The sequence below is a fragment of the Curvivirga sp. genome, from assembly GCF_965219885.1.
In the GTDB taxonomy this organism is placed as follows: Bacteria; Pseudomonadota; Alphaproteobacteria; order UBA8366; family Aestuariispiraceae; genus Curvivirga.
In genome coordinates this window covers 1,659,945-1,682,092 of record NZ_CBDCOT010000009.1, presented here as the reverse complement: position 1 = coordinate 1,682,092, position 22,148 = coordinate 1,659,945, and the positions used below count along the sequence as shown (strand labels likewise).

At 41.3% G+C, this 22,148-nt stretch carries 31 protein-coding genes; 8 read left to right on the top strand and 23 right to left on the bottom strand.

What is annotated here, in order from left to right; translation table 11 throughout:
- Positions 1-6: 6 nt before the first annotated feature.
- Both ACOQOA_RS13415 and ACOQOA_RS13410 read right to left on the bottom strand, forming a co-directional pair.
- Positions 7-195 carry a DUF2798 domain-containing protein gene (locus ACOQOA_RS13415; RefSeq protein ID WP_420550110.1) on the bottom strand — a complete coding sequence of 63 codons (189 nt, stop codon included), beginning with the start codon at positions 193-195 and terminating at the stop codon, positions 7-9.
- A gap of 39 nt (positions 196-234) precedes the next feature.
- Positions 235-525, bottom strand: a complete 291-nt coding sequence (locus ACOQOA_RS13410) for a putative quinol monooxygenase (protein ID WP_420549128.1) — start codon at positions 523-525, stop codon at positions 235-237.
- A gap of 107 nt (positions 526-632) precedes the next feature.
- Here ACOQOA_RS13410 and ACOQOA_RS13405 point away from each other — a divergent pair, with 107 nt between their 5' ends.
- A complete protein-coding gene (locus ACOQOA_RS13405; RefSeq protein ID WP_420549127.1) occupies positions 633-1,532 on the top strand; it encodes a LysR family transcriptional regulator in 900 nt (299 codons plus the stop codon).
- Positions 1,533-1,574: 42 nt separating this feature from the next.
- On the top strand, positions 1,575-2,006 hold the full coding sequence (gene arfB, locus ACOQOA_RS13400; protein WP_420549126.1) for an alternative ribosome rescue aminoacyl-tRNA hydrolase ArfB: 432 nt from the start codon (positions 1,575-1,577) through the stop codon (positions 2,004-2,006).
- Between the two features lie 16 nt (positions 2,007-2,022).
- Here arfB and ACOQOA_RS13395 read toward each other — a convergent pair whose 3' ends face one another.
- The 6 genes from ACOQOA_RS13395 to ACOQOA_RS13370 form a co-directional block, all read right to left on the bottom strand.
- Complete coding sequence (locus tag ACOQOA_RS13395; protein ID WP_420549125.1) at positions 2,023-3,270, bottom strand: ImmA/IrrE family metallo-endopeptidase; 1,248 nt, start codon at positions 3,268-3,270, stop codon at positions 2,023-2,025.
- 216 nt (positions 3,271-3,486) lie between these two features.
- Positions 3,487-3,954 carry a preQ(1) synthase gene (gene queF / locus ACOQOA_RS13390; RefSeq protein ID WP_420549124.1) on the bottom strand — a complete coding sequence of 156 codons (468 nt, stop codon included), beginning with the start codon at positions 3,952-3,954 and terminating at the stop codon, positions 3,487-3,489.
- Between the two features lie 21 nt (positions 3,955-3,975).
- Positions 3,976-4,692 carry a 7-carboxy-7-deazaguanine synthase QueE gene (queE, locus tag ACOQOA_RS13385; protein WP_420549123.1) on the bottom strand — a complete coding sequence of 239 codons (717 nt, stop codon included), beginning with the start codon at positions 4,690-4,692 and terminating at the stop codon, positions 3,976-3,978.
- On the bottom strand, positions 4,689-5,045 hold the full coding sequence (locus ACOQOA_RS13380; RefSeq protein WP_420549122.1) for a 6-pyruvoyl trahydropterin synthase family protein: 357 nt from the start codon (positions 5,043-5,045) through the stop codon (positions 4,689-4,691). The genes queE and ACOQOA_RS13380 overlap by 4 nt, the downstream gene beginning before the upstream one ends.
- 5 nt (positions 5,046-5,050) lie before the next feature.
- Complete coding sequence (gene queC, locus ACOQOA_RS13375) at positions 5,051-5,764, bottom strand: 7-cyano-7-deazaguanine synthase QueC (protein ID WP_420549121.1); 714 nt, start codon at positions 5,762-5,764, stop codon at positions 5,051-5,053.
- 159 nt (positions 5,765-5,923) lie between these two features.
- On the bottom strand, positions 5,924-6,541 hold the full coding sequence (locus tag ACOQOA_RS13370; RefSeq protein WP_420549120.1) for a LysE family translocator: 618 nt from the start codon (positions 6,539-6,541) through the stop codon (positions 5,924-5,926).
- A 93-nt stretch (positions 6,542-6,634) separates the two neighbouring features.
- Between ACOQOA_RS13370 and ACOQOA_RS13365 the strand changes: the two genes are divergently transcribed.
- The gene (locus tag ACOQOA_RS13365; RefSeq protein ID WP_420549119.1) at positions 6,635-7,540 is read left to right on the top strand and encodes a LysR family transcriptional regulator; all 906 of its coding nucleotides are present in this window, start codon (positions 6,635-6,637) and stop codon (positions 7,538-7,540) included.
- A gap of 5 nt (positions 7,541-7,545) precedes the next feature.
- Here ACOQOA_RS13365 and ACOQOA_RS13360 read toward each other — a convergent pair whose 3' ends face one another.
- The gene (locus tag ACOQOA_RS13360; RefSeq protein ID WP_420549118.1) at positions 7,546-8,031 is read right to left on the bottom strand and encodes an AAA family ATPase; all 486 of its coding nucleotides are present in this window, start codon (positions 8,029-8,031) and stop codon (positions 7,546-7,548) included.
- Positions 8,032-8,041: 10 nt separating this feature from the next.
- Positions 8,042-8,458 carry a hypothetical protein gene (locus ACOQOA_RS13355; protein ID WP_420549117.1) on the bottom strand — a complete coding sequence of 139 codons (417 nt, stop codon included), beginning with the start codon at positions 8,456-8,458 and terminating at the stop codon, positions 8,042-8,044.
- A 97-nt stretch (positions 8,459-8,555) separates the two neighbouring features.
- Here ACOQOA_RS13355 and ACOQOA_RS13350 point away from each other — a divergent pair, with 97 nt between their 5' ends.
- Positions 8,556-8,972, top strand: a complete 417-nt coding sequence (locus ACOQOA_RS13350) for a winged helix-turn-helix transcriptional regulator (RefSeq protein WP_420549116.1) — start codon at positions 8,556-8,558, stop codon at positions 8,970-8,972.
- Positions 8,973-9,018: 46 nt separating this feature from the next.
- Here the strand turns inward: ACOQOA_RS13350 and ACOQOA_RS13345 are convergent, their stop codons facing one another.
- Complete coding sequence (locus ACOQOA_RS13345) at positions 9,019-9,810, bottom strand: phytanoyl-CoA dioxygenase family protein (protein ID WP_420549115.1); 792 nt, start codon at positions 9,808-9,810, stop codon at positions 9,019-9,021.
- Positions 9,811-9,972: 162 nt separating this feature from the next.
- Complete coding sequence (locus tag ACOQOA_RS13340; RefSeq protein ID WP_420549114.1) at positions 9,973-10,863, bottom strand: EamA family transporter; 891 nt, start codon at positions 10,861-10,863, stop codon at positions 9,973-9,975.
- An 83-nt stretch (positions 10,864-10,946) separates the two neighbouring features.
- Here ACOQOA_RS13340 and ACOQOA_RS13335 point away from each other — a divergent pair, with 83 nt between their 5' ends.
- Positions 10,947-11,303, top strand: a complete 357-nt coding sequence (locus tag ACOQOA_RS13335) for a winged helix-turn-helix transcriptional regulator (protein ID WP_420549113.1) — start codon at positions 10,947-10,949, stop codon at positions 11,301-11,303.
- A 4-nt stretch (positions 11,304-11,307) separates the two neighbouring features.
- On the opposite strand, the gene ACOQOA_RS13330 is transcribed toward ACOQOA_RS13335, so the two are convergent.
- Positions 11,308-11,763 carry a GNAT family N-acetyltransferase gene (locus ACOQOA_RS13330; RefSeq protein WP_420549112.1) on the bottom strand — a complete coding sequence of 152 codons (456 nt, stop codon included), beginning with the start codon at positions 11,761-11,763 and terminating at the stop codon, positions 11,308-11,310.
- A 122-nt stretch (positions 11,764-11,885) separates the two neighbouring features.
- On the opposite strand from ACOQOA_RS13330, the gene ACOQOA_RS13325 reads away from it, so the two are divergent.
- On the top strand, positions 11,886-12,392 hold the full coding sequence (locus ACOQOA_RS13325) for a DUF523 domain-containing protein (protein ID WP_420549111.1): 507 nt from the start codon (positions 11,886-11,888) through the stop codon (positions 12,390-12,392).
- Here ACOQOA_RS13325 and ACOQOA_RS13320 read toward each other — a convergent pair.
- Positions 12,376-13,068 (bottom strand): SDR family oxidoreductase, encoded by a 693-nt coding sequence (locus tag ACOQOA_RS13320; RefSeq protein WP_420549110.1) that lies wholly within the window; start codon positions 13,066-13,068, stop codon positions 12,376-12,378. The genes ACOQOA_RS13325 and ACOQOA_RS13320 overlap by 17 nt on opposite strands.
- 30 nt (positions 13,069-13,098) lie before the next feature.
- Complete coding sequence (locus ACOQOA_RS13315; protein WP_420549109.1) at positions 13,099-13,869, bottom strand: SDR family oxidoreductase; 771 nt, start codon at positions 13,867-13,869, stop codon at positions 13,099-13,101.
- A 109-nt stretch (positions 13,870-13,978) separates the two neighbouring features.
- On the opposite strand from ACOQOA_RS13315, the gene ACOQOA_RS13310 reads away from it, so the two are divergent.
- Positions 13,979-14,872, top strand: a complete 894-nt coding sequence (locus ACOQOA_RS13310; protein ID WP_420549108.1) for a LysR family transcriptional regulator — start codon at positions 13,979-13,981, stop codon at positions 14,870-14,872.
- A 32-nt stretch (positions 14,873-14,904) separates the two neighbouring features.
- Here the strand turns inward: ACOQOA_RS13310 and ppk2 are convergent, their stop codons facing one another.
- Positions 14,905-15,822 carry a polyphosphate kinase 2 gene (gene ppk2, locus ACOQOA_RS13305; protein WP_420549107.1) on the bottom strand — a complete coding sequence of 306 codons (918 nt, stop codon included), beginning with the start codon at positions 15,820-15,822 and terminating at the stop codon, positions 14,905-14,907.
- Between the two features lie 208 nt (positions 15,823-16,030).
- On the opposite strand from ppk2, the gene ACOQOA_RS13300 reads away from it, so the two are divergent.
- Positions 16,031-16,921: a DMT family transporter gene (locus ACOQOA_RS13300; protein ID WP_420549106.1), complete on the top strand. Its 891-nt coding sequence runs from the start codon at positions 16,031-16,033 to the stop codon at positions 16,919-16,921.
- Positions 16,922-16,977: 56 nt separating this feature from the next.
- Here ACOQOA_RS13300 and ACOQOA_RS13295 read toward each other — a convergent pair whose 3' ends face one another.
- From ACOQOA_RS13295 to ACOQOA_RS13265, 7 genes are all read right to left on the bottom strand, one after another.
- A complete protein-coding gene (locus tag ACOQOA_RS13295; RefSeq protein ID WP_420549105.1) occupies positions 16,978-17,199 on the bottom strand; it encodes a DUF3126 family protein in 222 nt (73 codons plus the stop codon).
- 123 nt (positions 17,200-17,322) lie between these two features.
- Positions 17,323-17,451: a hypothetical protein gene (locus tag ACOQOA_RS13290; RefSeq protein WP_420549104.1), complete on the bottom strand. Its 129-nt coding sequence runs from the start codon at positions 17,449-17,451 to the stop codon at positions 17,323-17,325.
- 14 nt (positions 17,452-17,465) lie between these two features.
- On the bottom strand, positions 17,466-18,167 hold the full coding sequence (locus ACOQOA_RS13285) for a 2OG-Fe(II) oxygenase family protein (protein ID WP_420549103.1): 702 nt from the start codon (positions 18,165-18,167) through the stop codon (positions 17,466-17,468).
- Positions 18,168-18,345: 178 nt separating this feature from the next.
- Positions 18,346-19,077, bottom strand: coding sequence for an ABC transporter ATP-binding protein (locus ACOQOA_RS13280; protein ID WP_420549102.1), 732 nt, complete (start codon positions 19,075-19,077; stop codon positions 18,346-18,348).
- Complete coding sequence (locus ACOQOA_RS13275; RefSeq protein WP_155154664.1) at positions 19,070-19,825, bottom strand: ABC transporter ATP-binding protein; 756 nt, start codon at positions 19,823-19,825, stop codon at positions 19,070-19,072. The genes ACOQOA_RS13280 and ACOQOA_RS13275 overlap by 8 nt, the downstream gene beginning before the upstream one ends.
- 31 nt (positions 19,826-19,856) lie before the next feature.
- Positions 19,857-20,996, bottom strand: coding sequence for a branched-chain amino acid ABC transporter permease (locus ACOQOA_RS13270; RefSeq protein ID WP_420549101.1), 1,140 nt, complete (start codon positions 20,994-20,996; stop codon positions 19,857-19,859).
- A gap of 4 nt (positions 20,997-21,000) precedes the next feature.
- A complete protein-coding gene (locus ACOQOA_RS13265; protein WP_420549100.1) occupies positions 21,001-22,017 on the bottom strand; it encodes a branched-chain amino acid ABC transporter permease in 1,017 nt (338 codons plus the stop codon).
- Positions 22,018-22,148: the final 131 nt, after the last annotated feature.

Here is a 22,148-nt window from a genome sequence, read left to right as displayed (position 1 = left end):
TAAATATCATTGAAATTTTGTATAAATTCTTTCGGTTAAGCTTTGGATATGCGGACCACATAGGAACGAAATGACGGCTGCAGCAGGCCAAGCATATTGAAAAGCTTGAAACCAATGATCAAAGAACATGTCGCTATAGCCCAGATTTAACCATGTCACCCACAAGGTCATAAAAAATGACAAAACCAAAGACATCAAAAGGGAAAAAATTATTCTGAAATGCATGAAGCCTCACTAACCGATCGGGCCGGACATTTTCTCAATATAATTCACTTCGGTATAGTTATGGCTTAGATATTCAATCGTATGCACCTGCTCAAAATGTTTTGTCAGAGAATCCGCTGTTTCCCATATTTCCCATAAGGTAAATTTTTGAGGTTCTGAAAGATGTTGATGTATTTCAAACTTGATGCATCCTGGTTCTTTAACGGTTTCTGCCACTAATTTTGCCAACGCTTCTTTCGCTGCAAAAACACGTGTTACATCCGTAACTTCAATACCTGCACTTACCCATAAATTACTCATATCAAATCCTTAAATTGCTGTTGTTTAGTTGATATGAATAGAAATATGTTGTTTTATATTTGAAATATATAGACAATTATGAAGCTATTAATTCCATAAATGAAACCATGATAAACGACATCGCCCTCTTTATTCACATCGTTGAACAACGAAGTCTCGCCGCCGCGGGGAAGAGCTTGAACCTGCCACCTGCCACAGTAACCCGGCGCTTAAAAAAGCTTGAAAAAACCTTGCAATGCCAGCTTATTCATAGATCTGCGCGAAACTTTGCTTTAACGGCAGAAGGCAGCAGTTATTACGATGCTTTTTCCGGTTTGGTAAAACAGATCGAAGAAACCGCACGTCATTTAAATTCAGAAATGCATCAAGTAAGCGGTCCCTTAAAGGTTTTGGCACCGACAAATATCTCCATCGGTATTTTACAGCCAATGTGGTCGGATTTCATAAAACAATATCCGGAAGTCCAGCTAAACTTGCAGATCAGTAATGGGTTGGAAGATATCATTTTATCCCAAGTGGATATTGCACTTCGCATCGGTCCACAGAATGATTCAGCTTTATATCAAAAGAAATTAGGAAATATCGCAACAATTCTGGTTGCATCACCTGAATATCTGGATAGATACGCCTCCCCCAATAACTTATCTGACCTTGCAAATCATCAAATCATCGTAACGGATATCTTTTCCAAATGGGCCTTAACAAATACCCATCTTAATCGCCGGGAAGATTATTATCCCAATGCGCATTTAATCCTGAATGATATATATTTAGCCTCCCAAATGGTACAAGACGGTCATGGCATCGCCTTGTTACCCATAACTGAGGTATACAAGGAATTAAATGAAGGAAAATTGCAAAGAGTTCTAACACACTGGCAAGGTCCTGAAAGAGAGATATTTGCAATCTGGCCGACGGGAAAATTACTGAACGCCAAAGCAAAAGCTTTACGGGACTTCATGTCTGATTATATTTCGACCACGCCCATCTTGCAGGGGAAGTTTTAAAAACTGTAAGCAAGAATTAAGCACAGATAGATAGGGAAAATTGTGTCTAGTTTGAAGGTTACAAACACGATCATTATTGAAGATGATGAACTGGAAGAAAAATTTATTCGTGCTCCCGGCCCCGGCGGGCAGCATGTGAATAAAACATCTTCGGCGGTACAATTGCGCTTTAATGCAAAAGCTTGCCCGACCCTATCTTCAACCGTTTATGATCGTTTAAAGACAATTGCCAGCCATCTGATCACCCAAGATGGTGAGATTATTATAACGGTTACCAGCCATCGTTCCTTGCAACGCAATCGCGATGAAGCACGTGAAAGACTTTGTGACTTAATCCGAAAGGCAACCATCCAGCCTAAAAAACGTCGCCCGACAAAGCCAAGTAAATCCGCAAAAGCAAAACGCACGGATCAGAAAAAACAACGCGGCGCGATTAAGAAAAACCGCAGCCGCGTTTCAAAACATGATTATTGAATGATCAGTAAATTATTCACCACAGAGAGTTAGAACTTACTCTTTGATCATTTAGCATTTTGAACTTTTTCAGCTTTACTTCAATGACTTGTTGTGAAACGTTAAATGTCCGGGAGGCTCTAAACAAAATATTATGATAATCTTTTAAGTTACATGCTTGATTATCAACGTAAATATATCCATTGCCTGTATCTCTGATATCATAATCCTCTCGCAATTGAGCGATTTCCAATAAGAAAGGATGTAGCGGTAGTAATAAACATGCCGCGAATCTATTGGCTTGTATCTCTAATCTATTTAGTTCGTATTCATGAGATATAGAACTATCAATTAATAGATCAGAGGCAATAACAGACTCGCTACTTAAGAATTTATTATGTTTTAGATAAAAATGGCCAATCTCATGGGCAATTGTAAATCTTTCACGATGTATATTGTTATGAGAGAATATCTTAATTTTTCTGTTTTCAAAATCTGCTAATCCTAGTACCTCAAGTCCATTATCTTGAGTAAGAGCTTTGTCACTGTACTCTAATTCAATTGAAAGGATTGAGCATATTTTTCTTAAATCTACTGCCCCTGATATGTATTTGGAGTCTGTTAGAAGAGTATTAGCTTCATCTTGAAGTTTGTCATCTGGTATGAATGGTACTGAACTATTGTCTTCTTTTTCATCGCATACATATTGCCCACTTAATGCTGCAATAAATGTATGTGTTGAAGAAAAATAACTTCCTTCGGAGAAAGCAGAAAATTTTAATGATTTATCACTTGTACTCTTATTAAAAAGTAAATCGTACATGTAGTTTGAGTTGTTAGCTATTTTGTTTTGTCGCTCAGCAACAATTTTAGCTCCTTGCTCATCGAACTTAATAATCCCAATTTTTCTTTTTTCCGCTAAATTTTTTGCTCCGGATTGTAGTTTTGAATTAGTAACCAAGACTCCTTTAGCACCATGTTTTGCTATTCGCGAAAGTTTGTCTGAGAAATCAGTGAGATCAGATTCTGGCACACTATTAATATAGTTCTTACATTCAAATATAATAATTAAATGCGGTGAGGTTGCTCCCTCTCTCGAAAGTTCAATGACTATATCGAATTCGATATCATTTAGCCTTTCACTACAGAAATATTTCTTTTTTCGATAAATCGCGCATAATTGCGCTGGATATATGCCATTGACTAGAAGGTTATCTTCTTTTTGTTGAAGCAAATAATTGTAAAAAGAAGTCTCTAAGGTATTTCCCTTGCTCGTAGTATTCATATATTTCTCAAGTTAAACGTGAATTATAAATCTCATTTAACTTTGCATGATTCGCCGAATTAAATATGAATTTTAGATCATGTATATTTATTTACCGCACCAAGCAAATCCGCAAAAGCAAAACGCACGGATCAGAAAAAACAACGCGGCGCGATTAAGAAAAACCGCGGCCGCGTTTCAAAGCATGATTATTAATCAGTGATCACAGAAACAGGGTTAACCACGTCCGCGATAATTCTGTACACCTTGTTCCGGAATCCAGACACCTTTTGGTGCTTCACCGGTTTGATAAAATACGTCAATTGGAATACCGCCACGTGGATACCAATAACCACCGATACGCAACCATTTTGGATTAAGCAAATCCACCAAGCGCTTGGCGATGGAAACGGTACAATCTTCATGAAACGCCCCGTGATTACGGAAGGATCCAAGGAATAGTTTTAGGGATTTACTTTCAACCAAGCTATCCCCTGGAATATAGTCAATCACCAAATGAGCAAAATCCGGCTGGCCTGTCATTGGACAGAGTGATGTGAATTCAGGCGCAACAAAACGTACCACATAATCTGTGCCTTCTTGTGGATTAGGCACCTTTTCCAACACAGCTTCTTCAGGATCTTGTGGTAAGTCTGTTTGTTGACCTAATTGTTGTAAATTTGAATAAATATCTTCTTTGTTCATTTTCTTAATCTCTTACTCTTTCTATACACCGCGTTTATTGCCCCACACCAATACATGGAGTTGTGGCAGCAAAGTTACGTTGAACCATTGGTCTTCGGCGATTTTGTTTACCAGATAATCATATCGGTCGATAATCCCGTCGATGTCGATTTCGCCATCTTCTTCATCCCCATCTGGTGGGGTATGGTTTCCCGGTTGAATATAGGTTGGAATATCAGGATATCGTGCAGACACGTGGCGGGCATATTCATAATCCTGATCATCAAAGATCACAATTTTCAGCGCAATTTGCGTCTGCGTCCCTGTCACAGAAACGGCTTGATCCAATTTATCCCAATCGGTCTCCATCCCGCTTGAAGGTGGCTTTGGACTTAGGGTCAAAACATCCAGCTTGGAAAACCAGTCATGCACAACTGAGCCTTGGGTTTCCATAGCAAACCGATAGCCTTCTTGTTGTCCACGGTCGATCAACTCCCCTAACGGTTGGGTGGCTGGATTCCCACCTGACAATGTCACCACCAGCGGTTTATCGTTGGAAAGCTTTTTAACTTCCTCAAAGATATCTTCGCTGGACATGGGCAGCCAATCTTCGCGATATTTACTTTCCACGGCATGTAATGTGTCACACCAGCTACAGCGATAATCACATCCACCAGTACGCACAAAAACGGTAGGCTGACCAATTAAGGCACCTTCACCCTGAACAGTCGGCCCAAATATCTCACTCACCCGGATCATGGTCGATATTCCGCCCATGTTTTCGGGGTTTCACTAACAGCGACGGCACTGACTTCCGGCCAGCGCGACTTGCACCAATTATAGAGATGACGTGCCAAGGATTCCGCTGTGGTCAGGTCATCCCCTAACACATCATTTAAATGCCGATGATCAAGATTGTCATCAATATAGTTTTTCAATGGTCCCAATTCACGATAATCGCGGACAAACCCTACTTCGTTCAAGTCTTCAGCCTGAAGTTCGACTTTCACAATATAGTTATGTCCATGTAAACGCGCACAGGGATGATCTTCCGCCAGACCAAAAAGTTGATGGGAGGCAGAAAAATGAAATTCTTTTGAAATGCAAAACATAACGACTATCCAGTGGTCCCGTTTCGCGCTGCCTCTTCGACAGCGTCTTTCCAATAATCTGGATCGGCATAAATGGTTGGATCTTCAATGCCAGCTTCATGGAATGCTTCGCGTCTTTCAACACAAGTTCCACAACGCCCACAATGAATATCGCCTCCTTTATAACAGGACCATGTTTCCGCAAATGGCGTATCGGCGGCTGCGCCTGCCTTTACAATGTCAGATTTCGGCACATGCACAAAGGGTGTGTAAAGCTTCACATCCGCATACCCATCAAGGGCTTTATCCTGCATCTTTTGAAAAGCATCCACAAAGTCAGGACGACAATCCGGATAGATAAAATGATCCCCGCCATGCACGGCTGTTGCGACGGCATCTGCCTTTTTGGCAGCAGCAATCCCAAAGACAATAGCTAACATAATCGCATTACGATTAGGTACCACTGTGATCTTCATTGTATCTTCGGCATAGTGACCATCAGGCACATCAATTTGATCCGTTAATGCAGATCCGCCAAGATGCTTGCCAATGGAACGGATATCAACTTCATCAAAAGGAACATCAAGACGTTCCGCACAGGATTTGGCAAAGTCGATTTCTTTTTGGTGACGTTGTCCGTAATTAAACGACACAATGCCCACCAGCTCGTGCTCACGAGCAACTTTATGCGCTAACGAGACTGAATCCAATCCGCCAGAGCAAACAACAATAGTTTTCATTTTTAGTCCTTGTTTTATCCGGGTAGGCTGCGACCGGAGTTAATAAATAACTATGCATTTAAATGCAGGCGAGGAGATAATGGTTTTGCCACGTTTTTACAAGCCCTTTCCATATGCAGTTTCTTTCAATGTCCTGAAGCTGTAGTTAACCTATTCATTTTATTGAGAGGTAAACCAAAGAAAAACGGCAGCCATTATCAGCACTATTCCCGCACTACGATTAAAGATCAGGGGGTGGCTCTGCAAAAATCCTAAAAACTTGCGTGCAAGCAAGGCATAGATCATCACCCAAGAGAAATCCAAAACAGCCATCGTGACCGTCAACCAAGCCATTTGCTGAAATAAGGGTGCGGTTGGATCAATAAATTGAGGAAAGAAAGCTGTAAAAAACACAATGGCTTTTGGGTTACTGATCGCTACGCCAAAACCACTCATATAAAGTCGCCATGCTGAGACATTCGAAAGGCTTTCGCTGTAATTGGGGGTTACTGGCTTGGAAAAAAATAACATCTTCACGCCCAAATAACACAGCATCACAATTCCCGCCCATTTAATAAATTCGAATGCTATTTCAGAGTTCGCAATTACAACTCCTAAACCAACTGCAACCAAAATCATCTGAATAAAGTTAGCTGAAATATCACCCAAAGCTGTATAGATCGTTTTAGTCGGACCAAAATTAATGGAATGTACAACGCCAAGAAAAATACTTGGTCCCGGTGTCATCGTCAGCACCATCGATGCCGCTACAAAGGAAATCCAAACCTCAATAGTCATACCATCTATTCCTTCACAAGTTATCAAATTCATGCAATTACATAAATGAACTTATTTGGATAAATTAATAACTTTAAGTTATGGAATTGAAACATGCCTTCTTCACCTCAAGCGATAGACGATATCCCAATCACCATTGCCCGGGCGCTACATATTATTGAACATGAAGGAAATCTATCCAAAGCCGCCAAACTTCTTGGCGTCAGTCAGCCTGCGATCAGTAAAGGCGTTACTTTACTGGAAACACAGTTAAAAGTTGCTTTAATCCGTCGTGGAAGTCGCCCATTACAATTAACCGATGAAGGGCGTGAGATTGCACAATATGCGATCTTCTCTGATCAATTACGTGAAAACACTTTCAAAAACATCGAACAATCCAGGTTGAATCAGAAAGGAATTGTGAAAATAGGATCAATTGGGGCATCAGCCTCCACCCATATCTTGCCCAACCTAATCAAGAAACTTTCAAATCTTTATCCTGATATAGAGCTACAAATCAACGAAGCACCAGATAAAGAAACCATGAGCGACTTACAACAAGGGCGCATAGATATCGCTATCATGACAGAACCTGTTGACGAAGAAATCGAAACCTTACCGATTACCAGTGACAGGCTTGTGGCTCTCATACCTACAAATCATAGGCTTTCAGAAAAAGCTTCTCTATGCGCGACTGACATCGACGGGAACCCCTTTATCATGACAACTGGGGGAAGCTCTCCCTTTGTTTTGGAATGGTTTCAACAGGCCCAGATCACACCGTTGATTACTCATTCCATCCTTCAAATCACATCCATTCTTGCCTTGGTCAAAGCAAAAAGCGGTATCTCTATTGTCGCCGAATTAGCTTTACCGCCAAAATTAGACGGCGTTACTGCGATACCTCTTCATCCCGAAAAAACACGTCATCTTGTATTTGCGCGCAATCGAACGACATCACGTTCCCAATCCGTCGAAACTGTCTGGAAACATTGTGAGAAAATTACTTTCGAAACATAAGGAAATTACAAAACTATAACGTTTAGATTTTCATCGGCAGTTGGCGCTACAAAATACTTATTGAATTGATCAAAGATCGCCTCACTTACATCATATGGATGTTCCCCTGATGCATTTCTTTCACGTAATCGCTCTTTGCAAACATCATCTGATACATCTAGAAAATATAACTGATGAACCACGCCCGCCTCATCAGCCAACCCCTTTAACCATGCACGTTGTTCAAGTGTATTCGCAGGAAAATCCATCACAACGGAAATACTCTGAGTTAAAAGTGATTTCACATGTGGACCAATGACCGCATCAAGCCGATTAGAGTATTTCACATAGTCCTTTAAGTCCTGAACCTCATCAGGATAAAGCGTCGACATCCATTGGTCTTGCGAGATTAAAATAGCGCTCTGATCTTTTGCAAGTTTGTGGGAAAGCGTTGTTTTTCCTGCTGCAATCTTACCACAGAGTATAAATAATCTTGTTGTCAGCTTTCCCATTAATTCGCCTTTATTGACTAGTATCTTTTTGCATGAATTTTATATGTATCCCAGCCATCACAAAACCGAAAAGACCAAACTGAATAATACCAACGATCCCTTCAACAATCATCCAATTTGATATTTGATCAACAGTATATTTTGCAGGCTCTGTAAAGGCGATATAAGAAATCAGGAAGGTACCGAAAGCATAAGAAGTCAACAAGCTCCGTTTTATAGTTGCCTTTCCATTTGTCCAAGTATGAAAAGCAACTGACAGTATTGCGCCCTCGATAAACATCACTAGAAAGCCTAACTCCATAATCGGTTCAGCTCTCGTAAATGTAATTGCGTCGAAATGCTCTTTATTCACCACAAAATGTGAACCTCCCTGAACAATAAATGTAATCACCATAAATGATAAAATCGTTAATATATGTTTTAGCATTCTTTCCCTCAAATTATATTACTTGTTTTTTGCAAGTAATATAATAACCATTCACTTGTGAATTGCAAGTGAATGGTTATGGGTTTATAATTTTCGAATGACAAATTCGAATTTAAATGAATGGCGTGGATGCCCAATTCGTTATGCATCCTCAGTATTTGGTGATAAATGGAACATGATGATTCTAAGAGATCTAATGTTCAAAGGCAGAAATTATTATGGAGATTTTCTAGATGCCGGTGAAGGTATTTCCACGAATATTCTCGCAGACCGATTAGCTAAACTCGAACAGAATGGCATTATATCAAAAAATACAGACCCGATTAAAAGATCGAAAAAATATTATCGCCTTACTAACAAAGGCCTAGAGTTACTTCCGATCATGTTAAAGATCATCGAATGGTCGCAAAAATATGATGAGAAAACAGAAGTCCCTGATCAGTTTATCCATGATCTAAAAACTGATCCAGTTCAATTGCAAAAACGCCTTTTAAATGATCTGAGCTATGATTAGTTCTTAATATTTTATCCTCATCATTACAGATCAAACCAACAGTTAATCAGGAATCAAACCATTTACCATCAGGGTCTCCTGGATAGACGCCTAAATGATCTCCATGAACCTGATACCCTATCAGACGACGAATATGCTCTGGATAGCTATCAGCTATTTCGCGAGGTATTGCCAAATATTGATTTTCCTCCTGACGCAACCATCCCAAACTATATGTGTTAATCAAGCCGGAACGAGATGATGTCGATTTATTTGCGCCGCCACCATGAATAGTTGACCCCAAATAAACAACTACAGATCCTTTTGGCATAACTGCTTGCTCAATATTAGCATCTGAAAGGTCCATGTCTTCCGTATAGTTTTGATCTTTTGAAATAATCTGCGTTGCGCCATTTTCTTTGGTAAACTCATCTAATGCCCACATAGCGCCGATTTGAAGTTCCATATTTAAAACATCAACAGGATAAAAACCCTCATCACGATGCAAAACTTGTGCTTTCTCACCAGGAAGGATTTCAATTGCCGAGCTACTACCTAATCTATAACTCGCACAATTTGGCTTTAGAATAGCATCCGCAATTTTCAAAACATACTTATGCGCGATAAGATTGGCAGATGCGCGCGATAACCCAAGTATTCCCCCCAGACGCAAAGTTTTATATCCGTTAAAATCATTTTCGAATTTGTGCCCCTGCTCCTCAAAATGTGGACGCAGTTCAGACTTCACCCGATCAACTACATAATGGTCAACAAGATTAGCAATTATTACAGCCCCGTCCTGTTCCAATGCGTTGATCATCTCATCAATATCGGAACCTTTATCAAATGTTTTAATCATAACTTTTCTCGAACACAACTATTAAACGATCATTTAATAAATAAAGTTATCTTGATAAAGTAATATACTCAAGAGAAAAATTTCAAAGTAACTATAACCTTGTAATTATCATGCATTTAAGAAATTGGCTGGTAAACATACCGTTGATCTTGAGGTTATTCCTCAAACCAGCAAAATCATCGATACACCAACAATAGCTAGGATCGCCCCCAACACGGCATTAACGGAAGGTATTTTTCCTTTACTTATCCATAGCAAAGGTAAGATTAGGATAGGAGATAAAGAGGCTAAAATTGTGGCCACAGCCGCATCTGCATGTGCGAGCGCATAAAGTAATAAAGATGTTGAGATGCCATAGCCAATAAACCCGGGCAAAATTGTCCGCATCAACAAGTAAGGTGTTATATCTGTTTTGGATTGAAAGCCTTGATAGGGCCATAAGCCAACAAGCGAAATCAAAAAGGCAGCCCCACAGATACGTACTGCTGATACAGCAAAAGGATCAGCACCTGACGTTAAGACAGGTTTTAAAACCAAGAAACCTACACCTTGAAAAAAAGCCGCAGCAATACCTAACCCCAGCACCCATAGCAAATTTACATCTTTCTCAAGAATTGGCTTTCCTTTTCCTTCTCCGTAAAGGATAGCTAGAAAAATTCCAGATAGAGCAATCAGGATCCCTATAACACTTAAAAAAGTAAGGCTTTCGCCTAACCAAAGATAAGCGATCACGGCCACTATTGGCGCCTTTAATGAAACAAGCAATTCGGTGATACGTGGCCCACCTGTTCGGATACATTCGATCATCGCCAAATTACCTACAATCACACTTAGGACAATACTGATTGTAAATGCGGGCCAGTGATCAACCTGCAAACCAGTCCACAAACCAAACATACTGCAAATCAAAGCGAGTATCGCCCCGGAAGTGAGCAATTGAATGCGCGTAAATTCAAAAGCCCCCACAAGGCTAGCAGGCCTTTCCGCCAACATACTACCGCTCGCCCAGCCAAGGGATGCACCAAGAGAAGCAAATACCGAAAGAATAATCATGACACCATCTCCACAAATTGCTATCTTTTTAATAGCAGATAATTTGCTATCATATTAGTAGCACATTTGGAAAGAAAAAATTTATGGATGTAGATATTCCCCAAATTGGACAAGCCGTTCGCGGCTCAAGTTCCGGCAAACCTATTATGGTTCTATTCGATTTGTTAGGACGTAGCTGGGCGCTAGGAATCATATGGTCTTTATCAGATGGCCCGCTTACATTTCGTGCCCTACAAGACAAATGCGGCGATATCTCCCCCAGCGTTTTAAATCGGCGTATTAAGGAGTTACGTGCAAGCAATATCCTAGACCATGAAAAATCTGGCTATTTTTTGACAGACACGGGGAAGGAACTTTTCTCTCTCCTCTCCCCACTTGGTCATTGGGCGATCAAATGGGGAGAAGAACTTCAGAAAAAAGAAAATGGAACGCAGGTCTAGTTAGTTAATTTTCCAACGTTAACTCATACAAATTAGAATGAGATTTCACCGCGTGGCGGTCATATAACCCGCGGGCGCGGTAATTATCATCAGCGGTCAACCAGCGCATAACAGACCAGCCATTTTCTTTACAAATCACTTTTAGTTCCGCCATCAATGCATCAGCGACTTTCAACCCACGGGCTTTAGGTGATACAAAAATATCATCCAGATATCCAATGTAACAGCTTCTCAAAGGGCGAAGCATAGGGCGATAATGTGCCAGTCCGACAATCTCATTATCACAAACGGCCAAGATACATTTAAGATCATGTTCGGTATCCTGGATCCAATTCCATACACGATCAGCCATCTCATCCGTCATTTCAGCATTATAAAATGTGGCATATCCATCATAAAGCGCTCGCCAGCTTGATTTATCCTTTGTTTCGCATGGACGGATGTTGATCTTTTTACTCATCGGATTTCCTTACTTCGTTAAGATAGGTATCCAGTAATTTCATTGACCTTTTTTCCCAAGAGCCACTTTTATTTTTCAATCAAGGCCATTAAGTTACCTTAGCATCACATGAGAATTATAAAATGCAAAATCAGGATAAGATATTAATCAGTGCCTGCCTTTTAGGGCAACCAGTTCGGTATGATGGGAATGGTAAACTCTTCTGCCATGAACTGATCCATTTTTTGAAAAATGAAGATAGATTGGTCCCGATCTGTCCAGAGGTAATGGCAGGATTTGAAACACCGCGCCCGCCCGCAGAGATTCAAGATACAAAATCTGGTGAAGATATATTATTAGGGAATGGGCGCATTCTGGATGACACGAAGAATGATGTGACCGACCTATTTATATCGGGGGCAAAGATCGCTTTAAAAATCGCCCAGGAACATAATTGCAAATATGCCTTATTGACGGAAAAAAGCCCGTCTTGCGGTTCTACATTTATCTATGACGGCAACTTTTCAGGAACCACACATAGAGGTATGGGTGTCGCCAGCGCTCTGCTTATCCAAGCAGGGATAAAAGTCTTCTCATCTGATAATGTGGAAGAACTGGCGACAATATTGAATATCAATCTGGAATCGTAAATGAGCCGGATCGATTATTCTTAATCAGATCATTAATGATGTAGTCCACGGCCACCTTCGCCCATATCTCTGGTGTTCTATACTCTGTATGACTATCGGGTAAACAAGCAGCTAACATATCTGTATTAATACCCCCACCCGGATCTAGGGCGATAGCCTGCACTGATGAGTAAGCTTGGACCAAATCTAAAACCAAACTTCCAATCAATCCTTCAACAGCGAACTTGCTGGCACAATATGGGGCAAGGCCGTCACTTGCTTCCCGCCCCCAACCAGAACTCATACCAATAAAACAACCATGTTCTGCATCAATCATTTTGGGAATAAAGGTATTGATTGAATGAACCATCCCCATCAAATTAACATCTATATTTGTTTTCCAAACTTGTGCAGGAATTTCCCAGACAGGTTGTCGATCATTAATAATCCCGGCATTGGCAATAAAAGCATCCAGTTGTCCATGCTCATAGATTTGTGTCGCAAATTCATTCATCTGTTCCACATTCGTCGTATCTAAGAGGAAAAATTTATGTTGGGTTCCAAATTCGTCCTGAAGCTCTTTCAGTTGCTTTTCTGAACGACAGGTTCCAAATACTGTAATGTCACGAGAGACACATTCTTTTAAAAATGCATATCCCAATCCGCGTGAGACACCTGTAATTGCAACATTTTTCATCTTATTCCCCTTACATCTAATCCAACAGACTTAACTTACAGTCGGCAAACCGACCGCCAAACGCCCTTCATCCGTCTTTAATGAGAAATCTGTTCCACAATATTTATCTGCATCGGGCGTACAAAGATAAGCAATAGCCTGTCCAACCCAATCTGGCGAAATATGTACTGATGGGTCAAGCTGGCTTACTTTGTTGATACCAGAATCCTTAATTGCAACTTGCATATGTGTCGCAACAGTTCCCGGGCTCAAACCAATAGATCGAATACCATCTTCCTGATGTTCTAGATGCACGGCTTGGGTCAAAGATAAAACAGCCGCTTTTGTTGAACAATAATGGCTCCACCCTTCCAAAACATAGGTCGCTGCCCCGGAACTGATATTGATAATTGTGCCACTCCCTTGTGACAGCATAGAAGGCAATGCGGCACGAATACCATGATAAACCCCCTTAAAGTTGATATCGACAACTTGGTCCCAGGCATCAGGATCAGAATCTACCAACCTAGTAATAGGATCAATAACACCTGCATTATTCACCAACACATCAAGCTTACCAAATGTTTCAATTGTAAAGTTAATCGCTTTTTCAACATCCTGATAAGTCGCCACATCACAGGTGATCGCAGCAGCTTTACCGCCATCAGTCTTAATTTCATCACATAATTCGGTCAATGCATCTTCGCTACGTGCCGTCAAAACAACGGAAGCTCCACATTTTGCAAGTATTTTTGCAGCAGATGCGCCAATACCTCGGCTCGCGCCAGTCACCAGAATTACTTTATCTTTTAAATCAAACATTTATTGATCTCTCAGTTGGAGTATTTTTAAAATCTATGTGAACTATACCCAAGAAGAATTCATCATTAAATAGTTTAATTTTCATTATATTCATGTATATTTAACATTAATGAAGATAGAAAACTTAAAATTATTACTTTCCATTCATCAATCGGGCAGTTTCGCTGCAACTGCCCGTGACTTATCATTAGATCCGTCACAAATTTCCCGTATTGTTTCTGGATTAGAAGAAGAACTTGGCATTCGTTTATTTCAGCGAACCACCAGAAATCTACATTTGACCGAAGCAGGTGAGGTTTATCTAAATCGCCTCCAATCCATTTTAGAAGATTTAGATCAAGCAGAAGATGATGCGAAAACGTTAAGCCAAAAGCCCGTGGGTAAATTGCGCTTAACTGCGTCTATTGCGTATGGTCATCACATGATCTTGCCTTTACTTGGAAAATTTAAAACGCTCTATCCAAAGATCGATCTGGAGATTGTCTTTTCAGATGACAATCTTGATCTGGTTTCAGACCGTATAGATGTCGCCATTCGCCTTGCCCCACGTATTCAACAAGACCTGATTTGCAGCAAGTTACATGATACAAAATATTTCATTGTCGCTACATCGGCATATCTCACGGATCAGAGGGAGATTACCTCTCCAAAAATTTTATCTGAAATGAATGCAATCTTATTTAACTTGCCCGATTATCAATCAAGGTGGCTGGTGAAAGATAAAACCAGTGGTATCGAAGAAATTCAGATCAACGGTGATCTTATTCTCTCAAACGCAATTGCGATAAAACAAGCGATGATGGACGGTTTAGGTATTGCAATGTTACCTGATTGGTTAATTGAACGAGACATTGAATTCGGTGACTGCCAAGACGTCCTTCCAAACCATCAGGTTACAGCAACAGATTTTGAAACCGGAGCCTGGATTATTTATCCTAGCCGCAGTTTCCTACCTGCTAAAACAAGAGTGATGATAGATTTTCTGAAGCAAGAGTTATCCTAAATCTAAATATCTAACATCTGCCAAAATCTTTATTACGTTCTAATTCTAATCTGTTTATCAGGATCATAATCATCCAGTTTTTCATAAATACTGTCAGCAGGACCTACGATTTGCGTATCAGGCTGAATTATAATTTCCTCATTCTTTGCGGGATATTCTAGCGAATGTAAGAAGTGACGCATACAGTTTATACGTGCTCGCTTTTTGTCGTCAGACCGAATAACAGTCCATCCCGCATCGGCGGTATGGGTGTTAAAGAACATCGTTTCTTTGGCATCTGAATATTCCTCCCAAAGATCAAGGGACTGCACATCTACAGGACTTAACTTCCACTGTTTCAATGGGTCGTTTTTTCTAGATTGAAAGCGACGTAATTGTTCCTCACGACTTACAGAGAACCAGAACTTAAACAGCTTAATCCCACTACGTACCAACATCCGTTCAAATTCTGGAACCTGACGCATAAATTCCATATATTCGGCTTGGGAACAAAATTTCATTACCCGTTCTACCCCGGCCCGGTTATACCAACTACGGTCAAAGAAAACGATCTCTCCTTTCGTTGGCAATTGATTAACGTAGCGCTGAAAATACCATTGCCCCTTTTCCTCATCTGTTGGTTTTTCAAGGGCAACAACACGGGCGCCACGCGGATTAAGATGCTCCGTAAAACGTTTAATGGTCCCCCCCTTGCCAGCAGCATCACGCCCTTCAAATATACATAAGATACGCTGTCCAGTTTCTTTGACCCAGTTTTGAACTTTTAGAAGCTCAATTTGTAACTCTTCCTTTTGATCTTCATATTCAGTTCGCCCCATGCGACGGTCATAAGGATAGTTGGCTGGCAAAGGCGCTTTCTTACTTTTTTTATCTTGCTTGTCTGATGTGAGCAAAGCGTGACCTTTCTTCACAACAGCCTCTTCGATCTTTTCATTCTTTAACTCTGTCATTTGTTTTCTCCGTCGCCACTTGCATCAGCCATCAAGTATTTCAAATCTAAGGGAATGAATATTACATTTTGATAATTTTGTCCTTGAGACATATCAACTTATTGGATTGATTAGACGGGAAAATTCAATTCAGTTGTGAATAGAATTTCATTCCTCTTTTTCACAAAACCAGCTATGGGATTAGATAGATTTTTCAGGATCAAAAGATATGGATACAAGTAATAAACCTTTATGGCTGGTTTTAGCCCCTGTCATCTTCACCTTACTTTGGGCAGGTGGCTATAGCGTTGCCAAATTAGGACTTCAATTTGCGGAACCGATGACCCTTCTAAGCTTGCGTTTTGGGGCCGTCATATTGTTATTACTCCCCTTAGCCTTGATCTTTCGGCCCAAATTCCCGAAGCGCCTTATTAACTGGATGCACCTCATGGTGGTTGGTACCTTGATGCAGGCTGTATATTTTGGTGGCTGCTGGTGGGCTTTCAAAACCGGTGTATCTGCAGGCGTTCTAGCTATTTTTATGGCTTTGCAACCTATCTTGGTTGCCATTCTCGCCCCTTACCTTGCCAGCGAACATGTCAGCTGGAAAAGATGGATGGGCCTTTTACTAGGCCTAGGTGGCGTTTTGGTTGTGATTGTTGCCCGATCCGATATTGAACCACCGACCCTTTTTGGCATTATCTTTAGCGTAATTGGCTTAGCAGGCATGACAGGTGGTGTGATTTATGAAAAACGATTTGGGATCAGCTATCATCCAATCGTTTCTAATCTAGTGCAATATGCCGCAGGCCTCGCAATCGTTCTGCCTCTCGCTTATTTTAGCGAAACAATGGAAGTTGACTGGAACCCTACCTTTATGGCGGCTCTTGGATATTTGGTAATTGGAAATTCAATTCTGGCCATCAGTTTGTTACTTGCCATGATCCGTGCTGGCGAAGTCGCCCGTGTGTCTTCTTTATTATTCCTAGTGCCACCTTTGGCGGCCTTATTCGGCTGGTTCCTGCTTGGTGAGGAAATGCCAATTGTCGCTTGGGGCGGCATGGCAATCACAGCTATCGGCGTCACATTGGCCACAAGAAAGAAAGCGTCTCAAACCTAAAGAAAAAGGCCTGCGAAACATCGCAGGCCTTTTTAAATTTGTCTTCAGCTAAAAGCTTATACCATACCTGGTAAATCTTCTTCCAAAATGCTGATATTCAAATCGTATGATACTTCACCTTCATCATCATCACGGTGCAATACACCAATGAATTCATCACCGATATACACTTCAACAGGTGCATTTGGCTTTGCAGGTGGTTTAATATTGATGCGATCGTTTTTGAACTGACCACGCAAATAAGCAACAACGCGTGCAATTTCTTCCGGAGTAATCATAATCTCTTCCTTAACCTCATAAGATGAGCGTAGCACGCCCTAAATTCTGGCCATTCTATACTCTTTTTATGCAGGAAGATACAAGCCCCTTCCCACATAAACTTTCGCGATACTACATTATATCTAGATCACACCTAATTCGCGTAAACGTTCCATCAAATAACTATCTGCCGTATGGCGTTCAGATAGTTTAACTTCTGGATAAGGATGTAAAAATAGCGGTAATGAGATACGGGACTTGGTTTTGTCCATCCCTTCAGGGTTAATCACACGATGTGTCGTTGATGGAAATAACCACCGGATGCTTCTTGCAACATATCACCAATATTGACGATAAGATTACCAAAGTCACATGGCACATCAATCCAGCTACCATCTTTCGCTTTTACCTGTAATCCTGGCTCGTTAGCCGCAGGCAACACTGTCAGCAAGTTGATATCTTCATGTGCACCGGCACGAATGGCCCCCGGTTCTTCATCCCCTGTGAATGGGGGGTAATGCAACACACGCAATAAGGATTGCGTGGATCCATCAATCATACTGGACAAGGATTGGCTATATTTTGCAGAAACTTCAGCCGGGGAATATTTTTCAACCCATGACAATAATTCACCTGCAAAAGCAGATGTGTTTTTATAATAAGTATCTAGTTGTTCTCTTAGTTGTTCCGGGCAACGGCCATGTGGATAGAAATGATAATATTCCTTGATATCCTTAACTTCCATCCCTTTGGCGGATTCTGACTCTTCTGGCGGGAAATACCCGTCCTGAGTTTCAGGGTTGCGAAGGAAATCATATTTATTCCCATTTTGAAAATAGTCATACCAGTTATCATAAATGCTATGAACTTCATCTTGACTGATTGGATGGTTCTTCAACACACCAAATCCTGTCTCACGCAAGGATTTCACAAATTTTTCCGCAGCATCAGGATCCTGATAATCAACCGCCTCTAGTACAACCGTCATGGTAACCTCTAGTTATTCTTATTTCGAAACTGCCTATTCTTAGCAGAAAACAGCCTTAGATTACAAACTGACCATATGGTCAAGATTAAAGATAAAGAGAAGGCTATCACCAAGGTGATAGCCTCTAGGTGTAACTCAAGGGAAAGTTACCAGTATTTCTGAAATCAATTAAGGATTTTTAGATCGCGAGATATTCGTGACGAAGTTCCTCATTCTCTAATACTTCTTGTGCAGTACCGTCATAAACAACTTGGCCCATATCCAAGATCACCGCACGATCAGCCAGCTTCAACGCAGCGACAGCATTTTGTTCCACGATAATTGTGGTTAATCCATGGTTACGGATTTCTTCAACAATGCTTGCGATTTCTTGGACAATCACAGGTGCGAGACCTTCATAAGGCTCATCCAACAATAACAGTTTCACATCACGCGCCAATGCACGCGCCACGGCCAACATTTGCTGCTCACCACCAGACAAGGTAACACCTTCTTGATTACGACGTTCAGCAAGACGTGGGAAATGCTCATATAGACGCTCAATCGACCAACCTTTTGGTTTTGCGATTTGAGCAAGTTGAAGGTTTTCTTCCACAGTTAATCCCGGAATAATACGACGATCTTCCGGCACCAAACCAATACCATTTTGAGCAGCTTCATGAGATTTCATATCATGAAGTGGTTTATGATCTAACCAAACTTCCCCATGGGTCAGCATAGGGTCATCCATACGCGCAATTGCCCGTAAGGTAGATGTTTTACCCGCACCGTTTCGGCCCAATAACGCTAAAACCTCACCTTCATGGATATCAAAGCTGACACCTTGAACGATATAACTATCACCATAGTAAGCTTTCAGATCCCAGCAGGAGAAATAAGCTGGTGCATTCTTTGCGACATTCTTACTCATGACCTGCTCCCAAATATGCGTCTTTCACGCGTTGATCTTCTTTCATCTCTTCAGGTGTACCTTCCGCAATCACATGACCTTGTGCCAATACACTCACGCGATTTGCTAATGAAAATACAACATGCATGTCATGTTCAATAATCACTTTGGTAATACCGCGCTCACCAATCTTCTTTAAAAGATCAATGGTATTATTGGTATCTGCACGGGACATACCCGCTGTAGGCTCATCCAAAAGTAACAACTTCGGATTTTGCACTAGACACATAGCTAGTTCCAAACGTCGCTTGTCACCACGGGACATGGTACCGGATTGCAAATGACGTTTATCCTGAAGCCCTACATCTTCCAACATATGTTCCGCTTGATCGCGAATTTCGGCATCTTGATCAACACGACCCCAAGCATTTAGCGTAAAGGCACCATCACGTTTTGCCAGTGCAGGGATCATCAGATTATCCAAAAGAGACAGATCTTCAAAAATCTCCGGTGTTTGGAATACACGGGACACACCTGTTTGGTTAATTTCATGTGGCGCTAACCCTAAAAGGGAAGTTCCATCAAAGATCACACTGCCAGTATCTGGCATCAAGCGACCAACGAAACAGTTTAGCAAAGTAGATTTACCCGCGCCGTTTGGTCCGATAATCGCATGCACGTGACCTTGTTCAACAGTCAAATTAACGTCATCAAGGGCCTGTAAACCACCGAAGCGTTTATTGACGTTACTTACTTCTAATATCTTCATAACAGAATTCCTAAGTCTAGTTGGTCACGGATTAATCATCGCCAGCCTGCGGTGCCGCAGAGCTTCGCGTTTCTTTTGAAAAGAAACGTTTACGAATACGATCATAAGCTTCGATAACCCCACCTGGTAGGAAGATCACCATCACCATGAACAACACACCTAAGGTTAGATGCCAGCCCTTACCGACAAACAGACTTGCAACATTTACCAACCCGTTCTCAATAAAATCAGGAAGGAAGCTGAAGAATGCGTGAAGTACACTTTCATTAATCGCAGAGAAGATATTTTCGAAATATTTAATAATTGCGGCGCCAAGCACAGGGCCAAGCAATGTACCAACGCCACCTAAAATGGTCATTAATACCACCTCACCGGATGCAGTCCATTGCATGCGTTCTGCACCAGCCAATGGGTCAGTCACCGCCATTAAGCTGCCAGCTAATCCTGCATAAATACCGGAAATCACAAATGCAGCTAATGTATAAGGACGTGTGTTCAAGCCTGTGTAATTCATACGGTTCTGGTTTGATTTCACAGCCAACAACATCATACCAAACGGAGACCGTGTGATACGCATCGCAATATAGAAACCAATAATCAAAACGACTGCACAGAAATAGAAACCCGGCCAGCCTTGCATTTCCAATCCAAAGAGGTTGGTCAGCGGAATACCACCACCTTCAACAGTCGCCTCTGCATCCAAGATACGTGGGTCATATTGTGCAAGCTGTAAACCTGTTTCACCATAAGTAATCGGTGTCAAAACGGAATAAGCGAGATTGTAAGACATTTGCGCAAAAGCCAATGTCAAAATTGAAAAATAAATCCCGGAACGACGCAAGCTTACATAACCGATAATCAATGCAAATAAACCAGATGTAATCATGCCAAAGAAAATGGCTGGCAAAATGTTCATACTTAACAGTTTAAAGCTCCAAACTGCAGTATATGAACCCACACCTAAGAAGGCTGCATGACCAAAGGATAAATAACCGGTTAAACCAAACAGAATGTTAAATCCAACAGCAAATAAGCCAAAGATAGCAAATTTCTGCAGAAGGTCTGGATAACTGCCACCAAGTGGGGCCATCCAGATTGGCAAAGTTAAGATCGCTATCGCAAATACGATAAACATCACCATGTCTTTGCGAGGAGTAGTAGGTGCTATCATTGTCTTAGGTCTCCATCACGCCTTTACGACCCATCAATCCACGTGGACGAACCAACAGGATGACAACCGCAACAAGGTAAATAATAATTTGGTCAATACCTGGGATAATGGCCTTTATTTCTGCCATTGCTGCAAAAGATTGCAACACACCCAACAAGAAGCCCGCAGCAACCGCGCCACCTAAGGAGCCCATACCACCAACAACCACAACCACGAAGGAAAGAACCAGGAAGTCCATACCCATATGATAATCAGGTGGTAAAATCGGGGTATACATCACACCTGCCAAACCACTTACAACAGCAGCCAAGCCAAATACAATTGTGAAACGACGTTCAATATTAATACCCAATAAACCAACAGTTTCACGATCCATCATGCCTGCGCGCACGACCATACCGAAGGTCGTAAACTGTAAGAAACAGAATACAGCAGCAATAACAATGCCTGCAAAGACCAGGTAAACAAGACGCCACCAAGGATAAACAATAGCCTCGCTCATCCCTAACATTGCGCCAATATTAGCACTACCTGAAAAAATCTCAGGTGGCGCTTGAGGGATTGGATTTGCACCGTAAAAGGCTTTCACAATCTCCTGAATCACGATCGCCAAACCAAAGGAAACCAAAATTTGTTCCGCATGGGTACGGTTATAGAAGAAGCGGAATAAGCCACGCTCCATCGCCAGACCGACTAACAACATGACCGGAATTGCAACTAAAATGGAAATAGGAACTGAATATTCAATGAGGGTAGAACCTGTCTCACCGAACCAAACTTCCAGATAAGGAACTTCTTTATATGCTTCAAAGAATGTCACACTCTCATCGCGAACACGTTGAGAGAGGGTAAGAATTTTATTGAGCGTAACGGCACAGAATGCACCCAACATAAATACCGCACCATGTGCGAAATTCACGACACCCAATGTACCAAAAATCAAGGTCAAACCAAGCGCGATCAGGGCATATGCCCCCCCTTTATCGAGCCCGTTTAAAATTTGTAAAAATATTGCATCCATTGGTCTTTGTCTCAGCTTTAGATGACACTGCATACAAGTGTAGCGTTATTATTCCTAAACAGGCCTTTGCCCTGAATAATTGCTTTGAAAAAAAGTTATGCAGCGAGATAAATGAAAGTTCTGCCCCTTCT

Coding starts and splice junctions, on each gene's coding strand:
- ACOQOA_RS13410 (WP_420549128.1), bottom strand. CDS start 525: ATGAGTAATTTATGGGTAAGTGCAGGTATTGAAGTTACGGATGTAACA.
- ACOQOA_RS13345 (WP_420549115.1), bottom strand. CDS start 9,810: ATGATTAAAACATTTGATAAAGGTTCCGATATTGATGAGATGATCAAC.
- queE (WP_420549123.1), bottom strand. CDS start 4,692: ATGATCCGGGTGAGTGAGATATTTGGGCCGACTGTTCAGGGTGAAGGT.
- ACOQOA_RS13405 (WP_420549127.1), top strand. CDS start 633: ATGATAAACGACATCGCCCTCTTTATTCACATCGTTGAACAACGAAGT.
- ACOQOA_RS13415 (WP_420550110.1), bottom strand. CDS start 195: ATGTCTTTGGTTTTGTCATTTTTTATGACCTTGTGGGTGACATGGTTA.
- ACOQOA_RS13330 (WP_420549112.1), bottom strand. CDS start 11,763: ATGAGTAAAAAGATCAACATCCGTCCATGCGAAACAAAGGATAAATCA.
- ACOQOA_RS13320 (WP_420549110.1), bottom strand. CDS start 13,068: ATGAAAAATGTTGCAATTACAGGTGTCTCACGCGGATTGGGATATGCA.
- ACOQOA_RS13315 (WP_420549109.1), bottom strand. CDS start 13,869: ATGTTTGATTTAAAAGATAAAGTAATTCTGGTGACTGGCGCGAGCCGA.
- ACOQOA_RS13325 (WP_420549111.1), top strand. CDS start 11,886: ATGCAAAATCAGGATAAGATATTAATCAGTGCCTGCCTTTTAGGGCAA.
- ACOQOA_RS13335 (WP_420549113.1), top strand. CDS start 10,947: ATGGATGTAGATATTCCCCAAATTGGACAAGCCGTTCGCGGCTCAAGT.
- ACOQOA_RS13350 (WP_420549116.1), top strand. CDS start 8,556: ATGACAAATTCGAATTTAAATGAATGGCGTGGATGCCCAATTCGTTAT.
- ACOQOA_RS13340 (WP_420549114.1), bottom strand. CDS start 10,863: ATGATTATTCTTTCGGTATTTGCTTCTCTTGGTGCATCCCTTGGCTGG.
- ACOQOA_RS13355 (WP_420549117.1), bottom strand. CDS start 8,458: ATGCTAAAACATATATTAACGATTTTATCATTTATGGTGATTACATTT.
- ACOQOA_RS13265 (WP_420549100.1), bottom strand. CDS start 22,017: ATGGATGCAATATTTTTACAAATTTTAAACGGGCTCGATAAAGGGGGG.
- ACOQOA_RS13360 (WP_420549118.1), bottom strand. CDS start 8,031: ATGGGAAAGCTGACAACAAGATTATTTATACTCTGTGGTAAGATTGCA.
- ACOQOA_RS13365 (WP_420549119.1), top strand. CDS start 6,635: ATGCCTTCTTCACCTCAAGCGATAGACGATATCCCAATCACCATTGCC.
- ppk2 (WP_420549107.1), bottom strand. CDS start 15,822: ATGACAGAGTTAAAGAATGAAAAGATCGAAGAGGCTGTTGTGAAGAAA.
- ACOQOA_RS13310 (WP_420549108.1), top strand. CDS start 13,979: ATGAAGATAGAAAACTTAAAATTATTACTTTCCATTCATCAATCGGGC.
- ACOQOA_RS13280 (WP_420549102.1), bottom strand. CDS start 19,077: ATGAGTAAGAATGTCGCAAAGAATGCACCAGCTTATTTCTCCTGCTGG.
- ACOQOA_RS13295 (WP_420549105.1), bottom strand. CDS start 17,199: ATGATTACTCCGGAAGAAATTGCACGCGTTGTTGCTTATTTGCGTGGT.
- ACOQOA_RS13380 (WP_420549122.1), bottom strand. CDS start 5,045: ATGTTTTGCATTTCAAAAGAATTTCATTTTTCTGCCTCCCATCAACTT.
- ACOQOA_RS13275 (WP_155154664.1), bottom strand. CDS start 19,825: ATGAAGATATTAGAAGTAAGTAACGTCAATAAACGCTTCGGTGGTTTA.
- ACOQOA_RS13370 (WP_420549120.1), bottom strand. CDS start 6,541: ATGACTATTGAGGTTTGGATTTCCTTTGTAGCGGCATCGATGGTGCTG.
- queF (WP_420549124.1), bottom strand. CDS start 3,954: ATGAACAAAGAAGATATTTATTCAAATTTACAACAATTAGGTCAACAA.
- ACOQOA_RS13290 (WP_420549104.1), bottom strand. CDS start 17,451: ATGGACAAAACCAAGTCCCGTATCTCATTACCGCTATTTTTACATCCT.
- ACOQOA_RS13300 (WP_420549106.1), top strand. CDS start 16,031: ATGGATACAAGTAATAAACCTTTATGGCTGGTTTTAGCCCCTGTCATC.
- ACOQOA_RS13285 (WP_420549103.1), bottom strand. CDS start 18,167: ATGACGGTTGTACTAGAGGCGGTTGATTATCAGGATCCTGATGCTGCG.
- ACOQOA_RS13270 (WP_420549101.1), bottom strand. CDS start 20,996: ATGATAGCACCTACTACTCCTCGCAAAGACATGGTGATGTTTATCGTA.
- queC (WP_420549121.1), bottom strand. CDS start 5,764: ATGAAAACTATTGTTGTTTGCTCTGGCGGATTGGATTCAGTCTCGTTA.
- ACOQOA_RS13395 (WP_420549125.1), bottom strand. CDS start 3,270: ATGAATACTACGAGCAAGGGAAATACCTTAGAGACTTCTTTTTACAAT.